Annotated in this window: 16 protein-coding genes; 12 read left to right on the top strand and 4 right to left on the bottom strand. The window is 65.5% G+C overall.

The genetic code is table 11. The annotated features are described in order from the left end of the window. Positions 1-15: 15 nt before the first annotated feature. Positions 16-429, bottom strand: a complete 414-nt coding sequence (locus U5805_RS30530; protein WP_322107219.1) for a VOC family protein — start codon at positions 427-429, stop codon at positions 16-18. Between the two features lie 92 nt (positions 430-521). Further along, positions 522-1,385, bottom strand: coding sequence for a polyamine aminopropyltransferase (gene speE, locus U5805_RS30525; protein WP_322107218.1), 864 nt, complete (start codon positions 1,383-1,385; stop codon positions 522-524). 344 nt (positions 1,386-1,729) lie between these two features. On the opposite strand from speE, the gene tkt reads away from it, so the two are divergent. Further along, complete coding sequence (tkt, locus tag U5805_RS30520) at positions 1,730-3,772, top strand: transketolase (RefSeq protein ID WP_322107217.1); 2,043 nt, start codon at positions 1,730-1,732, stop codon at positions 3,770-3,772. 136 nt (positions 3,773-3,908) lie between these two features. Beyond that, a complete protein-coding gene (gene gap, locus U5805_RS30515) occupies positions 3,909-4,919 on the top strand; it encodes a type I glyceraldehyde-3-phosphate dehydrogenase (protein ID WP_322107216.1) in 1,011 nt (336 codons plus the stop codon). Between the two features lie 154 nt (positions 4,920-5,073). Here the strand turns inward: gap and fur are convergent, their stop codons facing one another. Next, positions 5,074-5,502: a ferric iron uptake transcriptional regulator gene (gene fur / locus U5805_RS30510; protein WP_322107215.1), complete on the bottom strand. Its 429-nt coding sequence runs from the start codon at positions 5,500-5,502 to the stop codon at positions 5,074-5,076. A 169-nt stretch (positions 5,503-5,671) separates the two neighbouring features. Between fur and U5805_RS30505 the strand changes: the two genes are divergently transcribed. From U5805_RS30505 to U5805_RS30465, 9 genes are all read left to right on the top strand, one after another. Next, positions 5,672-6,547, top strand: coding sequence for an outer membrane protein assembly factor BamE (locus tag U5805_RS30505; protein WP_322107214.1), 876 nt, complete (start codon positions 5,672-5,674; stop codon positions 6,545-6,547). A gap of 504 nt (positions 6,548-7,051) precedes the next feature. Further along, positions 7,052-7,849, top strand: a complete 798-nt coding sequence (gene dapB / locus U5805_RS30500) for a 4-hydroxy-tetrahydrodipicolinate reductase (RefSeq protein ID WP_322107213.1) — start codon at positions 7,052-7,054, stop codon at positions 7,847-7,849. Between the two features lie 86 nt (positions 7,850-7,935). After that, positions 7,936-8,664, top strand: coding sequence for a MotA/TolQ/ExbB proton channel family protein (locus U5805_RS30495; RefSeq protein WP_322107212.1), 729 nt, complete (start codon positions 7,936-7,938; stop codon positions 8,662-8,664). 23 nt (positions 8,665-8,687) lie between these two features. Further along, a complete protein-coding gene (locus tag U5805_RS30490; protein WP_322107211.1) occupies positions 8,688-9,119 on the top strand; it encodes a biopolymer transporter ExbD in 432 nt (143 codons plus the stop codon). Between the two features lie 312 nt (positions 9,120-9,431). Next, entirely contained in the window at positions 9,432-12,026 is a 2,595-nt protein-coding gene (gene leuS, locus U5805_RS30485) for a leucine--tRNA ligase (protein ID WP_322107210.1), read from the top strand. Between the two features lie 73 nt (positions 12,027-12,099). Beyond that, entirely contained in the window at positions 12,100-12,663 is a 564-nt protein-coding gene (gene lptE, locus U5805_RS30480) for an LPS assembly lipoprotein LptE (protein WP_322107209.1), read from the top strand. 32 nt (positions 12,664-12,695) lie between these two features. Continuing rightward, a complete protein-coding gene (gene holA / locus U5805_RS30475) occupies positions 12,696-13,883 on the top strand; it encodes a DNA polymerase III subunit delta (RefSeq protein WP_322107208.1) in 1,188 nt (395 codons plus the stop codon). 225 nt (positions 13,884-14,108) lie between these two features. Then, positions 14,109-15,380 (top strand): glutamate-5-semialdehyde dehydrogenase, encoded by a 1,272-nt coding sequence (locus U5805_RS30470; protein ID WP_322107207.1) that lies wholly within the window; start codon positions 14,109-14,111, stop codon positions 15,378-15,380. 69 nt (positions 15,381-15,449) lie between these two features. Further along, positions 15,450-15,872, top strand: a complete 423-nt coding sequence (locus U5805_RS30465; protein WP_322107206.1) for a CopD family protein — start codon at positions 15,450-15,452, stop codon at positions 15,870-15,872. A gap of 30 nt (positions 15,873-15,902) precedes the next feature. On the opposite strand, the gene U5805_RS30460 is transcribed toward U5805_RS30465, so the two are convergent. Beyond that, positions 15,903-16,355: a nuclear transport factor 2 family protein gene (locus tag U5805_RS30460; protein ID WP_322107205.1), complete on the bottom strand. Its 453-nt coding sequence runs from the start codon at positions 16,353-16,355 to the stop codon at positions 15,903-15,905. An 849-nt stretch (positions 16,356-17,204) separates the two neighbouring features. On the opposite strand from U5805_RS30460, the gene U5805_RS30455 reads away from it, so the two are divergent. Then, on the top strand, positions 17,205-20,957 hold a 3,753-nt coding region (locus tag U5805_RS30455; protein WP_322107204.1), incomplete at its 3' end, for an ESPR-type extended signal peptide-containing protein.

The raw sequence follows: 20,957 nt of genomic DNA, 5'->3' as shown, positions 1-20,957 counted from the left end.
CTATTTCTCATTGATTCAGGACAAGTGGCGAGCAAGCGCCCAGCGGTAACCGTCGAGGTCTTCGACCTGCGCGAAACGGTCTCCCCAGAATTGATCCTGCGGCTCGCTCAGCGATTTCGCGCCGGCGGCGAGCGCCCGCGCATAAACCGCGTCGACATCGTCGACATACAGATAAAAGGATTGCGGCGCGATGGCGTGCGCGCTTTTGGGCGTGCGGGCCGTCGAGCCGAACGCTCCTTCGGGCGCGAACATGACGATGAGCTGATCGTGGTACGTCATTTCCACGTGCATGACGGCTCCGTCGTCCTCCACACTGTCTCGCACGTCAAAACCGAATGCTGCGCGATAAAAGTCCATCGCGGCGCGCGCATCGCGCACTGTCAGATACGGTGTCAGCCACGGCACGCCAGCGGGGCGGGGTGGGGTCATCGGGTCTCTCCAGATTCGCGGTTCGGATGACGCGCAGCGTGGGCGTGCGCGAAGAAAGCGTTAGGACCGGTCATTTTCCACCGACAGGATCACTAAAGCTGTAGGAATTCGCCTAGTTTATCCCGGCCGATCAACGACACTTTTAAGAGCATCGCATGAAGCTCCGGGGCGTAGTATCGCAAGCCTTCGATTTTGCGCCGTGCCGCGCGCGCCGCGAGCGTGGCGGAATCGACGGCGGCGGGGTCGAGCGTGTCGCCGGCAATCGCCATGAGCCAAAGCGAGCCGTAGAGCGGAACGTAAGCGGCGAGCGGCCGCACGATGGCGAAGGCGCCGCGCAGGCCCGCGAGCAGCAATTTCACGCGCCCGGCGTGATGGTACGGCGAGCCCAGATGCAGCGTGACGAGCGCGTCGGCATTCATGACGCGCTTGAGCGCCGCGTAGAACCCGGCCGTATAGAGTCCGGCCGCGGGCGAGTCGGGCGGCGTCAGATCGAACACGACGAGATCGAAGCGCTCGCGCGTGGAGGCGACGAACGCCGCCGCGTCGCCGATCACGAGTTCCACGCGCGGGTCGTCGAAGGCGCCGCCGCGCACGCCGGGCAGATAATCGCCGGTCAGGCGGACGACGTCGGGGTCCAGTTCGGCGACGACGATCCGCGCGATGCCCGGGTGCCGCAGCAACTGGCGCGCGGCGCCGCCGTCGCCGCCGCCCAGCACGAGCGCCGCGCGCGGCGCGGGATGCGCGAGCGCCGCCGGATGCGTCATGCATTCGTGGTAGATGAATTCGTCGCCGGCGGAGGTCATCGGGCGGCCGTCGAGCGTGAAGAGGCAGCCGAGCTGCGGCGTGTCCCAGACCTCGATGCGCTGATAGGGCGTGTCGGCGGCCGCCAGGCGCCTCGCGCCGGGAAAACCGTACAGCGCGTCGGGCGCGGGATGAAAGAGGAGCGGAGCTGTCACGAAGGTTCGGTCGCGGCGCGCGAGGCGCGGGGAAATAGGGGCCGGCCTGCGCATTATAGAAGGCGGCGGGCCGCCCGGCCTCGCGTTGCGGCTCGGCGGTCTCGCGCCGGCGCATCGCGCACGGCGCATGCCTTGCTGTCAGGGTTCGCCCGGGCGATCTGTTAGAATATCGCCCTTTGCAGCCTCCTCCGTTTGCTCTGCCGTTTCGCGTCTCCTGGTGCCGCGTGTGCGCCGCAAAGAGCCGTGCTGCCGAGCTTCGGAATCCCGGTGCTGCTGTGCGCACGCCGCTTGTGTCGTTTGACCCGGCCCGCCCACGCCGCTTTTTGCACACTTCCGGACTCGACATGACGACCCCGTCCTCCGCCTCCCCCGCAACCACCCAGTTGATGGCCAACGCGATCCGCGCGCTGTCCATGGACGCCGTTCAGCAAGCGAACTCCGGTCACCCCGGCATGCCCATGGGCATGGCCGACATCGCCGTCGCGCTGTGGTCGCGCCATCTGCGCCATAACCCGGCGAATCCGCACTGGAGCGACCGCGATCGCTTCGTGCTGTCGAACGGCCACGGCTCGATGCTGCTGTACTCGCTGCTGCACCTGACGGGCTACGACCTGCCGATGTCGGAACTGAAGAATTTCCGCCAGATGCATTCGAAGACGCCGGGCCACCCCGAATACGGCATCACGCCGGGCGTCGAGACGACCACGGGCCCGCTCGGTCAGGGTCTGGCGAACGCGGTCGGCATGGCGCTCGCCGAAGCGCTGCTCGCGGCCGAATTCAACAAGGCCGACGCGAAGATCGTCGATCACCACACCTACGTGTTTGTCGGCGACGGCTGCCTGATGGAAGGCATCTCGCACGAAGCCTGCTCGCTCGCAGGCACGCTCAAGCTCAACAAGCTGATCGCGTTCTACGACGACAACGGCATCTCGATCGACGGCGACGTGGTCAACTGGTTCCACGACGACACGCCCCGGCGCTTCGAAGCCTACGGCTGGAACGTGGTTCCGCACGTGAACGGTCACGACGTCGAGGCCATCGACGCCGCCATCAAGCAGGCGAAGGCCTCGGACAAGCCCACGCTCATTTGCTGCAAGACGCAGATCGGCCACGGCGCGCCCACCAAGGCGGGCGGCCACGACGTACACGGCGCGCCGCTCGGCGCGGAAGAAATCGCCCGCTGGCGCGACGCGGTGGGCTGGAAGTGGGAGCCGTTCGCGCTGCCGCAGGAAGTCTACGCGGACTGGGACGCGAAGGAAGCCGGCGCGAAGTTCGAAGCCGCCTGGAACGAACAGTTCGCCGCCTACCAGTCGAAGTACCCGGAGCAAGCCGCCGAATTCGCACGCCGCATGGCCGGCAAGCTGCCCGCCGACTGGGCCGAAAAGGCCGCCGCCATCGTCGCGGGCGCCGATTCGCGCAAGGAAACCGTCGCCACGCGCAAGGCGTCGCAGCAGGCCATTGAGGGTCTCGCGGCCGCACTGCCGGAACTGCTCGGCGGCTCGGCCGACCTGACCGGCTCGAACCTCACGAACTGGAAGGCGTCGAAGCCGGTGCGCGCGGCCAAGGCCGGCGAAAGCGGCGTGGAGTGGGGTAATCACGTCAATTACGGCGTGCGCGAATTCGGCATGAGCGCGGCGCTCAACGGCATCACGCTGCACGGCGGCTACAAGGCGTTCGGCGGCACCTTCCTGACGTTCTCGGACTACAGCCGCAACGCGCTGCGCGTGGCCGCGCTCATGAAGTGCCCGTCGATCTTCGTGTTCACGCACGACTCGATCGGCCTCGGCGAAGACGGACCGACGCACCAGTCGATCGAACAGGTGCCGAGCCTGCGCCTGATTCCGAACATGACGGTCTGGCGCCCCGCCGACACGGTCGAAACGGCCGTGGCCTGGACCGAGTCGATCACGCATCACGGCCCGTCGTCGCTGATCTTCAGCCGCCAGAACCTGCAATTCAACGAACGCACGGACGCGCAGATCGCCAACATCGCGAAGGGCGGCTACGTGCTCAAGGACTGGAACGACGACATCCCGAGCCGCAAGATCATCCTGATCGCAACGGGCTCGGAGGTCGAACTCGCGGTGAAGGCCGTCGAGGCGCTCCAGCGCGAAGGCATCGGTGCGCGCGTGGTGTCCATGCCGTCGACCAACGTGTTCGACCGCCAGGACGCCGAATACAGGGAGCGCGTGCTGCCCAAGGGCGTGCGCCGCGTGGCGATCGAGGCGGCGCAGACCGACTTCTGGCGCAAGTACGTGGGCCTCGAAGGCGGCGTGGTCGGCATCGACACGTTCGGCGAATCGGCCCCGGCCGGCGTGCTGTTCAAGCACTTCGGCTTCACGGTCGAGAATGTCGTCGCAACGGCCAAGGCCGCGCTCGACCACTAAGCATGCGTTACGGGCCCGCCTGATCGGCAAGATCTGGCGGGCCCGCTGCCTTGAGCGTCCCGCCTGGCTGCCCCAGCCTCGCATGACGCCAGTGCAGCACCGGTTTCAGAATTTTTTAGCCATCAGGAGATAAATCATGACTGTTCGCGTCGCTATCAACGGCTACGGCCGCATCGGCCGCAATACGCTGCGCGCGTTCTACGAGAACGGCAAGAAGCACGACATCCAGATCGTCGCGATCAACGACCTGGGTGACGCGAAAACCAACGCGCACCTGACGCAATACGACACGGCGCACGGCAAGTTCCCCGGCGAAGTGTCGGTCGACGGCGAGTACCTCGTCGTGAACGGCGACCGTATCCGCGTGCTGGCCAACCGCAACCCGGCCGAGCTGCCGTGGGGCGAGCTGGGCGTGGACGTCGTGATGGAATGCACGGGCTTTTTCACGACCAAGGAAAAGGCGAGCGCGCACCTGAAGGGCGGCGCGAAGAAGGTCATCATCTCCGCGCCGGGCGGCAAGGACGTCGACGCGACCGTCGTCTACGGCGTGAACCACAACGTGCTGAAGGCCGAGCACACGGTCATCTCGAACGCGTCGTGCACGACCAACTGCCTCGCGCCGCTCGTCAAGCCGCTGAACGACAAGATCGGCCTCGAAACCGGCCTGATGACGACGATTCACGCGTACACGAACGACCAGGTCCTGACCGACGTGTACCACGAAGACCTGCGCCGCGCGCGCTCGGCCACGCACAGCCAGATCCCGACGAAGACGGGCGCGGCTTCGGCTGTCGGCCTCGTGCTGCCGGAACTGAACGGCAAGCTCGACGGCTACGCCATTCGCGTGCCGACCATCAACGTGTCGATCGTCGACCTCTCGTTCATCGCCAAGCGCGACACGACGGTCGAGGAAGTCAACGCCATCATGAAGGAAGCGTCGGAAGGCGCGCTCAAGGGCATCCTCGGCTACAACGACGCGCCGCTGGTTTCGGTCGACTTCAACCATAATCCGGCGTCGTCGACGTTCGATTCCACGCTCACGAAGGTCTCGGGCCGTCTCGTGAAGGTTTCGAGCTGGTACGACAACGAGTGGGGCTTCTCGAACCGCATGCTGGACACGGCGGTTGCCTTCGCGAACGCGAAGTAATCGCTTTCGGCAATCGGAAAGCCGCCCCACGGGGCGGCTTTTTTGTGGCCGTTCATTTTTGGTAACAGAGAAGCGGTGCGGGGCGAGCGGAATGCCATAAAAAAGCCACGGCGAAGCGTGGCGTTTTGGGTTCAACCGCGGCTCGAACCGCGTGCTAGTGCTTGCGGTGCGGGCAATTTTCCTTCGTGCAGGCGCCGTAGAGCGCGAGCGCATGTTCTTGCAGCTTGAAGCCGCGCTCGTTGGCGATCATTTGCTGACGCTTTTCGATATCGGGGTCGAAGAATTCTTCGACGAGGCCGCAATCGAGACACACGAGGTGGTCATGATGGCTGCCTTCGTTGAGTTCGAACACCGCCTTGCCCGACTCGAAGTTGCTGCGCGTGAGCAGCCCGGCCTGCTCGAACTGCGTGAGCACGCGATAAACGGTGGCGAGGCCGATGTCGAGTTCCTCGTTCAGCAGATTGCGGTAGACGTCTTCGGCGGTGAGGTGACGCACGGGGCTATGCTGAAAAATCTCCAGGATCTTGAGGCGCGGCAGAGTCGCCTTTAGCCCGATGTTCTTGAGATCGGTTGGATTGGTCATGACGATAAGTCCCTGGAGTACAATGCTAGGTTCTTATGTTAATGCGTTTTTGCCGTTCCGGGCATTTTCGGCAGAACTTCGAACGAACTTCCACAGAATACGCGCGGCTTCGCGAAAAGCCCGCACGGTGAGGGAAATGATTCCAGAATTCACAACGACCGGCCGACGCATGAACGGCGGCCGCCTGGCGTGCACCCTGCTGGCTGCGGCCGCGTTCGCGGCGCTCGCCGGTTGCTCGACCTACGACAGCCTGACGCAGCGCGTGGCCCAAAGCATCACGCCTTATCGCATCACCATCGTGCAAGGCAACTTCGTTTCGGCGGAAGCCGCGGCGCAGATGCGCGTGGGGATGTCGCGCGCGGACGTGAAGCAACTGCTCGGCACGCCGCTTCTCACCGACATGTTCCACGCGAACCGCTGGGACTACATCTTCTACTTCAAGCGCGGCTCGACCGCCGTGGTTCAGCAGCGCGATTTCGTCGTGAATTTCGAAGGCGATCGCGTGGCGAGCTGGTCCGGCGGCGACGACCTGCCCTCGAACCTCGAACTGCTCGCCGAAATCGACGGCGACCGCTCGGGCAAGAAAGCGAAGGCGGCGCCGGCCGTGGCGGCTTCGGGCGCCCCGGCTGCCACGCAGGCGTCGGGCTCGTCCGCGCCGAAGGTGACCGATACGGTGCGCACGCCGTCGTCGGAGCTGGGCGCGGCCACCAATGCGCTGCCGCAGGACGCGAACGCGCAAGCCGCCGCCGCCGCGAACCGCGCGACGGACGCCGTGCAAACGCCGTCGCAGTTCACGCCTTCGGTGCGCGCGGGCAATCCCACTTCTTCGGCGCTGCCGCAGAACGTCGGCACGATGCCGCAACAGGTTCAACTGCATCGCCAGCCTGCGCCGCAAATCCAGGGCGTGGCGCCGGCGAATCCGGTCGGGCCGGCACCGGGCGCGCAGGGCACGGGCAACACCAACGCTGCGCCGCCGGTCCCGGCGCAAAATTCGCAGCTCACCGCGCCGCCCTCGGTGCCGGCTTCGGGCGCAACGGGGCAGTAAGCGGCCGTTCGTTCGCCGATGCAAGGCGGCGCGCAGGGCGCATCTGGCGAACCGCCGGCGGCTTCGGGCCGCCGCGGCTTTCTGGCAGGTGGCCCGCGTTTCCGCTCGCTTGCCGGTAAGCGCCGCCATTTGCTGGCATGGACTGACGTTCGCTGGCATGTGCTGGAATGTGCTGGCGCGTGTGCTGGCATATGCCGCCGCCGTTCTCCCGGCCGTTGTCCTTTCGCTGGCGCGATGGCTCATGCCGATGCGCCCGCGGTAGCCGCGCTGCCGCAAGCCGCCGCGGGTGCGAAACCTGCGCGCGAGGTGCGCATTCAGGTGCGGTTCGCTCGCAGTGCGCACATCGGCATGGCCTTCGGCGCGCATCGGCCAACCTGCCGACACGGTTGCCGATGCGCTCGTCGAACAAGCCTTGACGCCGTTCTATCTTGAAATCGCGCTGCGGCGTCGCGCTTTCCGCCCAGGAGCCGCGCGGCGTCCAGCAACACGTTTGCAGGAAGTCTCATGAAAATCGCCGTCGCAGGCGCATCGGGCCGCATGGGCCGCATGCTCATCGAAACCGTGTTGAATTCGCCGGACGTCACGCTTTCGGGCGCGCTCGTGCGCAGCGGCTCGGCCGCCATCGGCCAGGACGCGGGTGCGTTTCTCGGCAAGCAGACAGGCGTGGTGGTCACCGACGACATCGAGCAGGTGTTCGCGCAAAGCGACTGCCTGATCGACTTCACGCGCCCCGAAGGCACGCTCGCGCATCTCGAGGCGGCGCAACGCCACGGCGTGAAGATGGTGATCGGCACGACCGGCTTCGACGCGCAGCAGAAAGCGCAGCTCGGCGCGGCCGCGCAAAACGTTCCGGTCGTGTTCGCGGCCAACATGAGCGTGGGCGTGAACGTCACGCTCAAGCTGCTCGAATACGCGGCGCGCTTCTTCGAAACCGGCTACGACATCGAGATCATCGAGGCGCACCATCGCCACAAGGTCGACGCGCCCTCGGGCACCGCGCTTGCCATGGGCGAAGCCGTGGCGCGCGCGCTCGGCCGCGATCTCGATCAATGCGCCGTGTACGGCCGCGAAGGCGTGACGGGCGAGCGCGATCCGTCGACGATCGGGTTTTCGGCGATTCGCGGCGGCGACATCGTCGGCGATCATACGGTGCTGTTCGCGGGCATCGGCGAGCGCATCGAGATCACGCACAAGTCGTCGAGCCGTCTCTCGTACGCGCAAGGCAGCGTGCGCGCCGCGCGCTTCCTGCAAGACAAGGCCAACGGCCTGTACGATATGCAGGACGTGCTCGGCCTGCGCTGAGCCGCGTTTCTTTCCGCGCTTTTTTCCGTTTCTCCACCGTCCGGCAACGCCACGCGCGGCGCCGGACAGACAGTGAGCGAGGTCCGATGGCAGCGAGTACCGGAGTCATTCACTATCTGCAATCGAGCGACGCCATCACGCATGCCGTCGCGTGGGTGCTGCTGGCGATGTCGGTCGCCAGTTGGTGCTTTCTGATCGTCAAGAGCTGGGTGCTGCTGCGCGCGAAACGCCAGGGGCCGCGCGCGGTCGAGCGATTCTGGCAGACGCGTTCGCTCGCCGAAGGCGTGGCGGCCATGCGCGGCGTCGATCGCGAGCGCGTGTTCCTGCCGCTCGCGCAAGCCGCGCTCGCCGTGGAGGAAACCGGCGCGCCCGGCGCCATGCTCGCGCGCGTGGATCGCGGCGAACGCGTGCTGCGCGCGCTGCGCGGCGCCCTGCAAACGTCGCAGCGGCGACTCGAATTCGGCCAGGTGCTGCTCGCCTCGGTAGGCAGCACGGCGCCGTTCATCGGGCTGCTCGGCACCGTGTGGGGCATCTATCACGCGCTCGGCAGCATTGCGGCGAGCGGCCAGGCGATGATCGAGAACGTGGCCGGCCCCGTGGGCGAAGCGCTCATCATGACCGCTTTCGGTCTCGTGGTCGCTATTCCGGCCGTGCTCGCCTATAACGTGCTTGGCCGTCTCGTGCGCCAGCTTTCCGACGATCTCGACGGTTTCGCGCACGATCTGCATGCGTTGGCGTGCGCGCCCGAAGCGTCGCCGCGCGTGGACGGTCCGCGCGGCACGCTGCGCGAAGGCCTGCGCGCCGAATCCCCCTGAGCGGCACGGCGAGGAGCATCGCAATGGCATTCGGCGGACTCGAAAAGAAGCGCGATTCGGCGCCCATGGCCGACATCAACATGACGCCGCTCATCGACGTCATGCTCGTGCTGCTCGTCATCTTCATCATCACCGCGCCGCTTTTCACGCACGCGATCCGGCTCGATCTGCCGCAGGTCGCCGCGCAGCCCGCGCAACAGACCGCGCAAACCGTCACGCTCTCGATCGACGCGGCGGGCAAGCTGTACTGGAACGCGCAGCCCGTCACGCTCGACGAATTGCGCGCGCGCTTCACCGCCGCGGGCAAGCAGGCGGAGGCGCAGCAGCCCGATCTGCAATTGCGCGCCGCGCGCGAAACGCGCTACGAGGTGATCGCGCAGGTAATGGGCGCGGCGCAGCAGGCCGGGCTCGCGCGCATCGGCTTCGTGACGGAGCCGCCCGCCGGCGCGCAATAGCCGGATTTCGTCGGGCGCGGGCGGGCTTGCCGGTTCGTCTTGCCGGGGCGTCCCGCCCTGGCGCCGCTGCCGGGCGACGGCGAGTGACGGCAGCAATGGCGGCGATGGCGCGCGATGGCGCAAGCGGCTCCGGCCCGGACGCCGCGCGAAAGAGCGGCGCAGTCAACGGTATAATCAACGTTTCCCTTTGAAACGGGCCCAGCCGCCGCGACCCGCCGGTGACGCGATCGGCCGGCCCGGCGCGCGCGACGGTCGTCAGCGGGTCGTCCAGCGCCGGAACCGCCCGCATTTGCGTCTCCCTCCATCCACATCATGCTCGAAAAATACGCTCCTTCCGACGTCGAATCCGCCGCGCAAAGCGACTGGCGCGCCAACGACGCCTACCGGACGGCTGAAAAGGCCGACAAGCCCAAGTTCTATTGCGTCTCGATGCTGCCGTATCCGTCGGGCAAGCTGCACATGGGCCACGTGCGCAACTACACGATCAACGACGTGATGTATCGGTATCTGCGCATGAACGGCTACAACACGCTCATGCCGATGGGTTGGGACGCGTTCGGCATGCCCGCCGAAAACGCCGCGATGGCCAACAACGTGCCGCCGGCCAAGTGGACGTACGACAACATCGAGTACATGAAGGGGCAGATGAAGGCGATGGGCCTCGCGATCGACTGGTCGCGCGAAATCGCCACCTGCAAGCCCGACTACTACAAGTGGAACCAGTGGTTCTTCCTGAAGATGCTGGAAAAGGGCATTGCGTACAAGAAGACCGGCACGGTGAACTGGGACCCGGTCGATCAAACGGTGCTCGCCAACGAGCAGGTGATCGACGGGCGCGGCTGGCGCTCGGGCGCGCTCGTGGAAAAGCGCGAAATCCCGATGTACTACCTGCGCATCACGCAGTACGCCGACGAGCTCCTGAACGACCTCGACGGCCTCGGCTGGCCCGAGCGTGTCAAGATCATGCAGCAGAACTGGATCGGCAAGAGCTTCGGCGTGAACTTCGGCTTCCCGTATGAAATCGACGGCGAAAAGAAGCTGCTGCGCGTGTTCACCACGCGCGCCGACACGATCATGGGCGTGACTTTCTGCGCGATCGCGGCCGAGCACCCGCTCGCCACGCGTCTCGCGCAGGACAAGCCCGAGCTGCTGCCGTTCATCGAGGAATGCAAGCGCGGCGGCGTGGCGGAAGCCGACGTCGCGACGATGGAAAAGAAGGGCATCGCCACGGGCTTCACCGTCACGCATCCGGTCACGGGCGAGCAGGTGCCGGTGTGGATCGGCAATTACGTGCTGATGAGCTATGGCGAAGGCGCCGTGATGGGCGTGCCGGGCCATGACGAGCGCGACTTCGCGTTCGCGAAGAAGTACGACCTGCCGATCAAGCAGGTGATCGCCGTGGAAGGCGAAACGTACTCGCTCGACGGCTGGCAGGAGTGGTACGGCGACAAGGAGCGCGCCGTCACCGTCAACAGCGGCAAGTACGACGGCCTGAACTACACCGCGGCGGTCGACGCCGTGGCGGCGGACCTCAAGGCGCAAGGCTACGGCGACAAGCAGGTCACGTGGCGCCTGCGCGACTGGGGCATCTCGCGCCAGCGCTACTGGGGCACGCCGATCCCGATCATCCACTGCCCGAGCTGCGGCGACGTGCCGGTGCCGGAAGCGGACTTGCCGGTCGTGCTGCCGGAAGACCTCGTGCCGGACGGCACGGGCAACCCGCTCGCGAAGTCCGAAGCGTTCCTGAACTGCAAGTGCCCGAAGTGCGGCGCGGACGCAAAACGCGAAACCGACACGATGGACACGTTCGTCGACTCGTCGTGGTACTTCTACCGTTACGCCGCGCCGGACGCGGTGAACATGGTCGACGAGCGCACCGACTACTGGATGCCGATGGACCAGTACATCGGCGGCATCGAGCACGCGATTCTGCACCTGCTGTATTCGCGCTTCTGGGCGAAGGTCTCGCGCGACCTCGGCCTCGTGAAGTTCGGCGAGCCCGCGAAGAACCTGCTCACGCAGGGCATGGTGCTCAACGAAACGTTCTACCGCGAGGACGCGGCAGGCAAGAAGACCTGGTACAACCCGGCCGACGTGACGGTGACGCACGACGAAAAGGGCCGCCCGAGCGGCGCCACGCTCAACAGCGACGGCCAGAGCGTGGTGCTCGGCGGCGTCGAGAAGATGTCGAAGTCGAAGAACAACGGCGTCGATCCGCAGGTGCTGATCGACCAGTACGGCGCCGATACCGCGCGTCTTTTCACGATGTTCGCCGCGCCGCCCGAGCAGCAGCTCGAATGGTCGGGTGCGGGCGTGGAAGGCGCGAGCCGCTTCCTGCGCCGCGTGTGGTCGTTCGGCCATGCGAACGCGCAGGCGCTCCGGTCGCGCGCGCCGTTCGACGCGGCCACGGTCACGGACGCCGAAAAGGCGCTGCGCCGCGAGGTCTACAGCGTGCTCAAGCAAGCCGACTTCGACTATCAGCGTTTGCAGTACAACACGGTCGTATCGGCGGCGATGAAGATGCTCAACGCCATCGACGGCGCGAAGGAGGCGGGCGCGGGCGTGCAGCGCGAAACCTTCGGCGTGCTGCTGCGCGTGCTGTACCCGGTCGTGCCGCACCTCACGTTCGAGCTGTGGAAAGCGCTCGGTTACGCCGACGAATTCGGCACGCTGCTCGACGCGCCGTGGCCGAAGGTCGACGAAAAGGCGCTGGAGCAAGCCGAGATCGAACTCGTGCTTCAGGTGAACGGCAAGGTGCGCGGCGCCGTGACGGTCGCGAAGGACGCCCCGAAGGATGCCATCGAAGCCGCCGCGCTCGCGCACGAGATGTTCGTCAAGTTCGCGGAAGGCCGCGCGCCGAAGAAGATCATCGTCGTGCCGGGCCGTCTCGTGAACGTCGTGGTCTAAAGGCGATGCTGGCGGCGCGCGCGCACGCGTCATGCGCCGCCATTTCGACACTGTCGCGAACCCAGGAGTCCATGTGATTCGCAGATCGTTCCTCAGGTTGTTCCCGCTCGTGGCGAGCGGCGCGCTGCTCGTGTCGGCGTGCGGCTTTCAGTTGCGCGGCGAGCAGAACTACGCGTTCAAGCGGCTCGCCATCGTCGGCGCGCCGGACGCATTCAACGGCCGCCTCACGCGCATGGTCGAAGGCGGCAGCGATTCGGTGGTGGTCGATTCGATCACCAGCGCCGACGCGGTGCTGCACGTCACCGAAGCGCGCAGCTTCAGCACGCTGACGATCAATTCGTTCGGCTCCGTCGAGGAATACCAGATCAACTATTCGCTCAACTACTCGCTCACGGGCGCGGACGGCGCGGTGCTGATCCAGCCGAGCACGATCGCGCTGAACCGGGCGATGACCTATAGCGATCAGTTCTCGACCGCCAAGATGCAGGAAGCCGACCTGCTTTTCGCCGACATGCAGAACGACGCCGTCGACCAGCTCACGCGACGCCTCGCCGTGCTGAAGACGCTGCATCCCACGCCCGCGCAGGTCGTGCCGGGCATTGCGCCGGGCGCGCCGTTGCCGCCGCCGCCGCTGTAATGCGGCGCTCGCCCGCTCACTGAACGTTCGCCATGCAACTGCGACCCGACGCGCTCGAAGCGCACCTCGCGAAAGGACTGGCCGGCCTCTACGTCGTCTATGGCGACGAGCATCTGCTCGCCCAGGAAGCGTGCGACCGCATTCGCGCGGCCGCGCGCGCTGCCGGCTTCACCGACCGTTCGGTGTTCACGGTCGAGCGCGGTTTCGACTGGAGTTCGCTGCTCGGCGCCAGCCAGTCGATGTCGCTGTTCGGCGACCGTCAACTGGTCGAGTTGCGCATTCCCACGGGCAAGCCAGGCAAGGAAGGCGCGGATTCGCTCAAGACGCTCGCCGCCGCGAGCAATCCCGACGTGCTGATGCTCGTCGCGCTGCCGCGCCTCGATGCGGCCACGCAAAAGTCGGCGTGGTTCACGGCGCTCGCCGAACGCGGCGTCGCGCTCAAGATCGATCCTGTCGAGCGCGCCGCGCTGCCGAACTGGATCGGTCAGCGTCTCGCGCTGCAAGGCCAGCGCGTCGCGCCGGGCGAGGACGGGCGGCGCGCGCTGCAATTCGTCGCCGAGCGCGTGGAAGGCAACCTGCTGGCGGCGCATCAGGAAATCCAGAAGCTCGGGCTGCTGTATCCGCAAGGCGTGCTGAGCTTCGAGCAGATTCACGACGCCGTGCTCAACGTCGCGCGCTACGACGTGTTCAAGCTTAACGAGGCGATGTTGACGGGCGATGTCGGTCGGCTCTCGCGCATGCTGGACGGCCTGGAAGGCGAAGGCGAGGCGTCGGTGCTCGTGCTGTGGGCCGTGGTCGAAGAAATCCGCACGCTGCTGCGCATCAAGCGCGGCGTGACGGCCGGCAAGCCGCTTGCCATGCTGTTGCGCGAAAACCGCGTGTGGGGGCCGCGCGAGCGGCTGATCGGGCCGGCGCTCTCGCGCTTGAGCGAGGCGACGCTCGAACGCGGCCTCGCGCTGGCAGCGCGGCTCGACCGGCAAGTCAAGGGGCTCTCGGGCCAGGCGCGCGCCAACTGGCGCAATGCCCTGCCGCCCGACGCATGGGACGGCCTGTTCGAACTGGCGATGACGGTGGCGGCGCCGCGCGATGCGGGCGCCGCCGCGCGCGCGCCGGCTCGGCCGCAGCCAGGCGCGGGTGCGCGCAATCCAGCCGCGGCGGCCGCCGCTGCGGCGGCTGCGGCCCGACCGCGCACCGCAGGGCCGTCGCGCCGTCCGGGCTGAAGCGCCAGCCGCTCGCCCGACGGGACTTCGGCGCCTGCTTCCTGCTGCACGCGCGCCTGGGTGTCCGGCGTGACGAGTGCGCTTCGGTGCGCTCCGGTGCGCTTTGTGCTTGTTCGGCAAACCCCGGCCGCTGGCTTTAAAATCGCCGGAATCCGCTTCTCAATATTGCAGTTCGCGCCCGCATCCCGCTTCGAGCCGTCGGCGCGTCGCCTCACGACAGACACCATGGATATCGACCAGTACATGACCGACCTCGGCCGCCGCGCCCGCAAGGCTTCGCGCGCGATGGCACGGGCTTCGACGGCCGCGAAGAACGCGGCGCTCGACGCGGTGGCGCAAGCCATCGAGCGCGAGGCGCAAACGCTCAAGGACGCCAACGCGCGCGATCTCGCGCGGGCGCGCGAGAAAGGCCACGACGCCGCGTTCATCGACCGCCTCACGCTCTCGGACAAGGCCATCCGCACGATGGTCGAAGGCTTGCGCCAGGTCACGGCGCTGCCCGACCCGATCGGCGAGATCGGCAACATGAAATACCGGCCGAGCGGCATTCAGGTCGGGCAGATGCGCGTGCCGCTCGGCGTGGTCGGCATCATCTACGAATCACGGCCCAACGTGACGATCGACGCGGCGGCGCTCTGCATCAAGTCCGGCAACGCGACCATCCTGCGCGGCGGTTCGGAAGCGCTCGAATGCAACGCGGCGCTGGCGAAACTGATCGGCGAAGGGCTGGCGGCGGCGGGTCTGCCGCAGGACGCCGTGCAGGTGGTGGAGACGTCCGACCGCGCGGCGGTGGGCAAGCTCATCACGATGACCGAATTCGTCGACGTGATCGTGCCGCGCGGCGGCAAGAGCCTGATCGAGCGCCTGATTGCCGAGGCGCGCGTGCCGATGATCAAGCATCTCGACGGCATCTGCCACGTGTACGTGGACGACCGCGCGGATCTCGCGAAGGCGCTCAACGTATGCGACAACGCCAAGACGCATCGCTACGGCACCTGCAACACGATGGAAACGCTGCTGGTCGCGCGCGGCATCGCGCACGACGTGCTGCCGCCGCTGGGCCGCCTCTATCGCGACAAGGAGGTGGAACTGCGCGTCGATCGTGCGGCGCGCGCGATTCTCGCGGATGCCGGCGTGAGTCCGCTCGTCGACGCCGTCGAAGCAGACTGGCGCACCGAGTACCTTGCGCCGGTGCTGGCGGTGAAGGTCGTCGACGACCTCGACGAAGCCATCGAGCACATCAACGCCTACGGCTCGCATCACACCGACGCGATCGTCACCGAAGACCACGATCGCGCAATGCGTTTCCTGCGCGAAGTGGATTCGGCGAGCGTGATGGTCAATGCCTCGACGCGTTTCGCGGACGGCTTCGAGTTCGGCCTGGGCGCCGAAATCGGCATTTCCAACGACAAGCTGCACGCGCGCGGCCCCGTGGGGCTCGAGGGTCTGACGTCGCTCAAGTACGTGGTGCTGGGTCACGGCGAGGGCCGCCAGTAATCCCGTTCAGGTGCGGCCGCCGGCTTCGCTGCGCGCCGCCCGCCGCTCACTCGCCTCCGAGAAAAAACAATGTCGATGCTTTGGGTGAAGACGTTTCACATCGTGCTGGTCGCTTCGTGGTTCGCGGGCCTTTTTTACCTGCCGCGCATCTTCGTGAACCTGGCGATGGAAACCGAGCCCGCCGCCGTCGAGCGCCTGCTCGTCATGGCGCGCAAGCTCTACCGGTTCATGACCATGATCGCCGTGCCGGCGCTGCTGTGCGGGCTGTGGCTCTGGCTGGTGGTGGGTATCGGGCGCGGCCAGGGCTGGATTCACGCGAAAGTGGGCGTGGTGGTGCTGATCGTGATTTATCACGCGTACTGCGGCCGGCTGCTGCGCGCCTTCGAGCGAGGCGAGAACCGCCGCTCCGACAAGTGGTATCGCATGTTCAACGAACTGCCCGTGCTCGGCATGCTGGCGGCGGTGGCGCTTGTCGTCATCAAGCCGTTCTGAGCTTTCCCTTCCTGCTTCCCCGGGGCGGCCTCAAATGCTGCCCGTTTCTTTTCGACGCATGCGCGCCGCCGCGACGCGCCAGCCGTCCTCGCGCTTCACGAATACGTCGGTGAAGCGATACTCCACCGCCTTGTAGCCGGCCGCCGGCGTGTAGTGATTGATACCGGTCGCCACCGCGACGTTGTCGAGCACTTGCACGTGCATGTCCGAGAGGACCTGCGAGCCGCCGGTCGGCGACCCAGCGGCGACCAGCAGATCGCGTTTGCTGCGGCGCACTTCGCCCGGAAACACCTCGAAGAACTTGTCGTCGAGCAAATCGTTGAGCATGGGGCCATCGCCGCTGGCGGCGGCTTGCGTCCATTGGTGCTCGAGCCATTCGATTTGAAGTGAATCGGAAACGGGTCCGCGGGAGGGGGATTCCACGGACGCGAGAGCGGACACGGCGAGCACGCCGGTGGCGAGAAGAATGAACATACGTTTCATGACGTTTCCCTTGTGATGATGATGAAGCCGCCGACTGGCGATGGTGGGAAACGACGCGCGCATGGCCGGACCGAATGCGGCGAGAGCGCAATGATGAACGTAGAGCCGACGACGAACCTGCGACGCCTTGTTGCCTTGCTGGCTGGGTGTCAATGTCAGCGTTTCCCGACATGCAAAGTCTATGTTCCCTACGTAGCTGTTGACATAAGAAAAATCTCAAAAATCGCGCCGCCGATGGTGTTGCAGTTCTGCGACGCTGCCGTGCGCCGAGGCGATGCAAATGCCGTGCGACCGGGTTCGGAGATTGAGTTTTTACGACTCTTGAAGTTGTTTGCCCAGTTTCAGGCATCTTGTAGGAATACGCTCCGTAACTAATCGGAATCTGATATTCGCGGCGTCATAATTGGATTTCGCGCAGTCGTTAATTTCAATGAACTTGTGATGAACATATAACGAGACAATTCATATTTATTAGAAATTCCGACGGGAAGAGTTTTTTCTGATTCGAATAAACCCGAATTAAGAATTATGAAATAGTCAAATTTTGTCCCGTGGAGTCACGGGTTTTGCTTTAAGAGTTCTCTTATTTTCCTTGCCTATTCAGGACCATAAAGTCGCGAATGTCATCGCGAACTGATTTTCCTTTTTCTGTCAGAAATATCTCTGAAATATCTCTGAATCGAAATCGGAAATCACGGGGTAGGCGACGTAAATCATCCACTTCAGCTGGCGGGTGATTTCTACCGCGATGCGATTTTGCATTGCGCATCACCGGAGCGCGTTTGCCTGTTCGCTCGCAAGCGTGATTCGGTTGGTATTTCGTCACGGGTCTTCAACAAGGCAAGAAAAATGAACAAGACATACAGATCAGTCTGGAATGAATCCACGGGGACGTGGGTAGCCGCTTCGGAAACAGCGAACGGGCGTCACAAGGGTTCGCGCAAGAGTACGCAGATCGTTTCCGCCGCGCTGTTGGCGGGCGGCGCGATATTGGCTCATGATGCCTGCGCGGGCGCCCTGGACGGCGGCAACACTAGCGGCGGCATCAACGGCGCGATGGCATACGGCAGCAGCTCCTATTCATCGGGTACGGGTTCGCTCGCGATCGGGGCTTCCGGTACCTTTGCAGCGAAAACCGTATCCAAGGCGAACGACACTATCGCTATCGGCAATGGAGCAACCGCGGCATCCAACGCCGGGGTGGCGATTGGTTCGTCCGCTACCGTTGGCTACTATGCGATGGCAGCGGGACCGACCGCACGCGCGCTGGGGGACTACTCGACGGCGGTGGGCAATCTGTCCACCGCAACCGGCAAGTCATCGGTTGCCCTTGGCAACGGCGCCAAGGCGGCAGCGGACAACTCGGTAGCGCTGGGCTCCGGCGCATCCGCGGGCGCTGCGGTCGCGACGGCAAGCGGTGTCGTCAACGGCACGACCTACAATTTCGCGGGTGCGAAACCCGTGGGCGTGGTCAGCATCGGATCGGCGGGCGCCGAGCGGGAGCTGACCAACGTGGCGGCGGGGCAGGTCAGTGCGGCCAGCACCGACGCCGTGAACGGCTCGCAACTCTATGCCACCAACACCGCGCTCAATAATATCGCCCTGAAGAGCGCCAACGTAGTGAGCTATGACGGCACCACCCAGGATGTCGTCACGCTGGGCGGCGCGAAGGGCACGGCAATCAAGAACGTGGCGGCAGGGGACGTATCGGCTAGCAGCACGGATGCCGTGAACGGCGCGCAACTGTTTGGCGTGCAGGAAAACGTCACGAACGTCAACACGGACATCACGAAGATCAAAAACACGCTGACGACTGCGGGCTACGGCGCGCAGGCGGAGTCGGCGAATCCCGGCGCCTATCAGATGGGCGGTTTCATCACCGACGGGAACGGCAACGTTAGCAATCCGGCGGTTTTGTATGTCGCGGACACGGCCACCTCGGCAAACCCGCATATCGTGCTGGCTGCCGGCGAAGGCGACAGCGGGTACTTTATCAACGGCGACCGCAACGCGGGCTTCCTGCCCAAGGGCACGGTGATCAGCAACGTGGCAGACGGCATTCAGGACACGGATGCGGCAAACGTCGGCCAGGTGCAACAACTTATCGCGGAGATGGCGGGCAACAATCCCCAACCGGTCCGTCCGCAGTTGAAGGGCGTCATGATGCTGGGCGCTGCACCGGCGGGTTCTGGTGTTGATGCCTCCGGCACGAGCAACGTGTACAACACCGCTGCCTACTATTCGCAGGTTCGCGGCGTCGGCAACAACGCGGGCTCGACGGCCCCGACCGATGTGTCGCGGGCGAGAGGTCTGGGTAGCATCGCCATCGGGTCGAACACGGAATCGGACGGCGTAAGCAGCACGGCAGTCGGTATCCAGTCACTCGCCTCGGCGAACGATTCCGTGGCGCTCGGCTCCGGCTCGATCGCCAACGTGGCGAACACCGTCTCGGTGGGTAGCGACGGCAAGTCCACCCGTCTGGTCATCAACCCGGACAACACCACGACAACGGTTCAGAGCCAGCTCAACACGCGTCGTGTCGTGAACATGGCGGCCGGCCAGAACGACACGGACGCAGTGAACGTTGCGCAGCTCAAGGGCGTGACGACTGCCTTGGGCGGCGGCTCGACCGTGAATGCGGACGGCTCGATTCAGGCGCCCACTTATTCCGTGGGCGGCGGCACGTTCAGCGACGTTGCCGATGCCCTCACGGCCATGAACGGCCAAGCGGCTTCGCTTTCCGGTCTGGCGGTGAAGTACGACAGCTCGGCGCACGCCAAGGTGACGCTGGGCGGCACTGGCGTTTCGGCGCCGGTGGCGCTCACGAACGTCGCGAACGGCGCGCTGAACGCAGCGAGCACGGATGCCGTGAATGGCGCGCAACTGTTCCAGACCAACACGAACCTCACGAACCTGGCCGGCGACGTCACCAACATTGCCGGCGACGTTTCCAATCTCGCGGGCGACGTGACGAACATCGGCGACAAGGTTGCCAATGCGGTTCAGTACGATTCGTCGGCGCATGCCAAGGTGACGCTGGGCGGCACTGGCGTTTCGGCGCCGGTGGCGCTCACGAACGTCGCGAACGGCGCGTTGAACGCAGCGAGCACGGATGCCGTGAATGGCGCACAACTGTTCCAGACCAACACGAACCTCACGAACCTTGCCGGCGACGTCACCAACATTGCCGGCGACGTCTCCAATCTCGCGGGCGACGTGACGAACATCGGCGACAAGGTTGCCAATGCGGTTCAGTACGATTCGTCGGCGCATGACACGCTCACGCTGGGTGGCACTGGCGTCTCGACGCCGGTGACGCTCACGAACGTCGCGAACGGCGCGCTGAACGCAGCGAGCACGGATGCCGTGAATGGCGCGCAACTGTTCGAGACCAACACGAACCTCACGAACCTTGCCGGCGACGTGACGAACCTGAATTCGAAGGTTGCGGACGCCGTGGTGTACGACAGCTCGGCGCACGATTCCGTTTCGCTGGGCGGCACCGGCGCGGTGCCGCCGGTCGCGCTTCATAACGTGGCTGCCGGTATTGCCGGCACGGACGCTGTGAACGTGGGTCAGTTGACTTCGGCTGGATTCGACATCGACTCGAAGACCGGCGCAGTCCTGAACAAGGCCGTGACGTACGACGCCGGCTCGATCGATTCGGGCACGCCGACCATCACGCTGGCGCCGGGTCAAGGTGACAGCCTCTACTATCGCAATAGCGATCGTAACGACGGTTTGCTGCCGAAGGGAACCGTGATCAGCAACGTCGCCAACGGCATCCAGGACACCGATGCCGCCAACGTCGGTCAGGTGTGGGACATCGTCAGTGCGCAGACGAACGACGACATCGCCGCGCCGGCGCAGAAGATGTTCAAGGCATCGCTGCTTGGCGCGTCCAATGGTTCGGGTGTCGATCCCTCGGGCGCGACCAAGGTTTACAACACGGCGGCGTACTACTCGCAGGTGCGCGGCGTGGGTAACAGCACCGGCTCGACGCCGCCTACCGACGTGGCGCGCTCGCTTGGCGCGGGCAGCGTCGCAATCGGTTCGAACACGGAATCGGACGGCAGCAGCAGCACGGCAGTGGGCATCCAGTCGCGCGCAATGGCGGACGATTCGGTGGCGCTGGGTTCGGGTTCGATCGCCAACGTGGCGAACACGGTTTCGGTCGGTAGCGACGGCACGTCCGCCCGTCTGGTCATCAACCCGGACAACACCACGACAACGGTTCAGAGCCAGATCAACACGCGCCGCATCGTCAACATGGCCGCCGGTCAGGCCGATACGGACGCCGTAAACGTTGCGCAGCTCAAGGGTGTGACGAATGCGCTGGGCGGCGGTGTGAGCGTGAACGCCGACGGCTCCATCGCGTCTCCCCAGTTCGACGTGGCGGGCGGAACGTACACGAACGTCGCCGCCGCGCTGTCCGCAATCGACAACAAGGCGACCCCCGGCAATCCGAACGTCGTTGTGTACGACTCGTCGGCGCACGACAAGCTGACGCTCGGCACCTCGGGTACGGCGGTCGCGTTGAGCAATGTGGCCAACGGTTCGCTGAACGCATCGAGCGTCGACGCCGTGAACGGTTCGCAACTC

The sequence above is a fragment of the Paraburkholderia sp. J41 genome, from assembly GCF_905220235.1.
In the GTDB taxonomy this organism is placed as follows: domain Bacteria; phylum Pseudomonadota; class Gammaproteobacteria; order Burkholderiales; family Burkholderiaceae; genus Paraburkholderia.
Note: the sequence above shows the minus strand (reverse complement) of the source record. Positions and strands in the feature narration are given on the sequence as shown.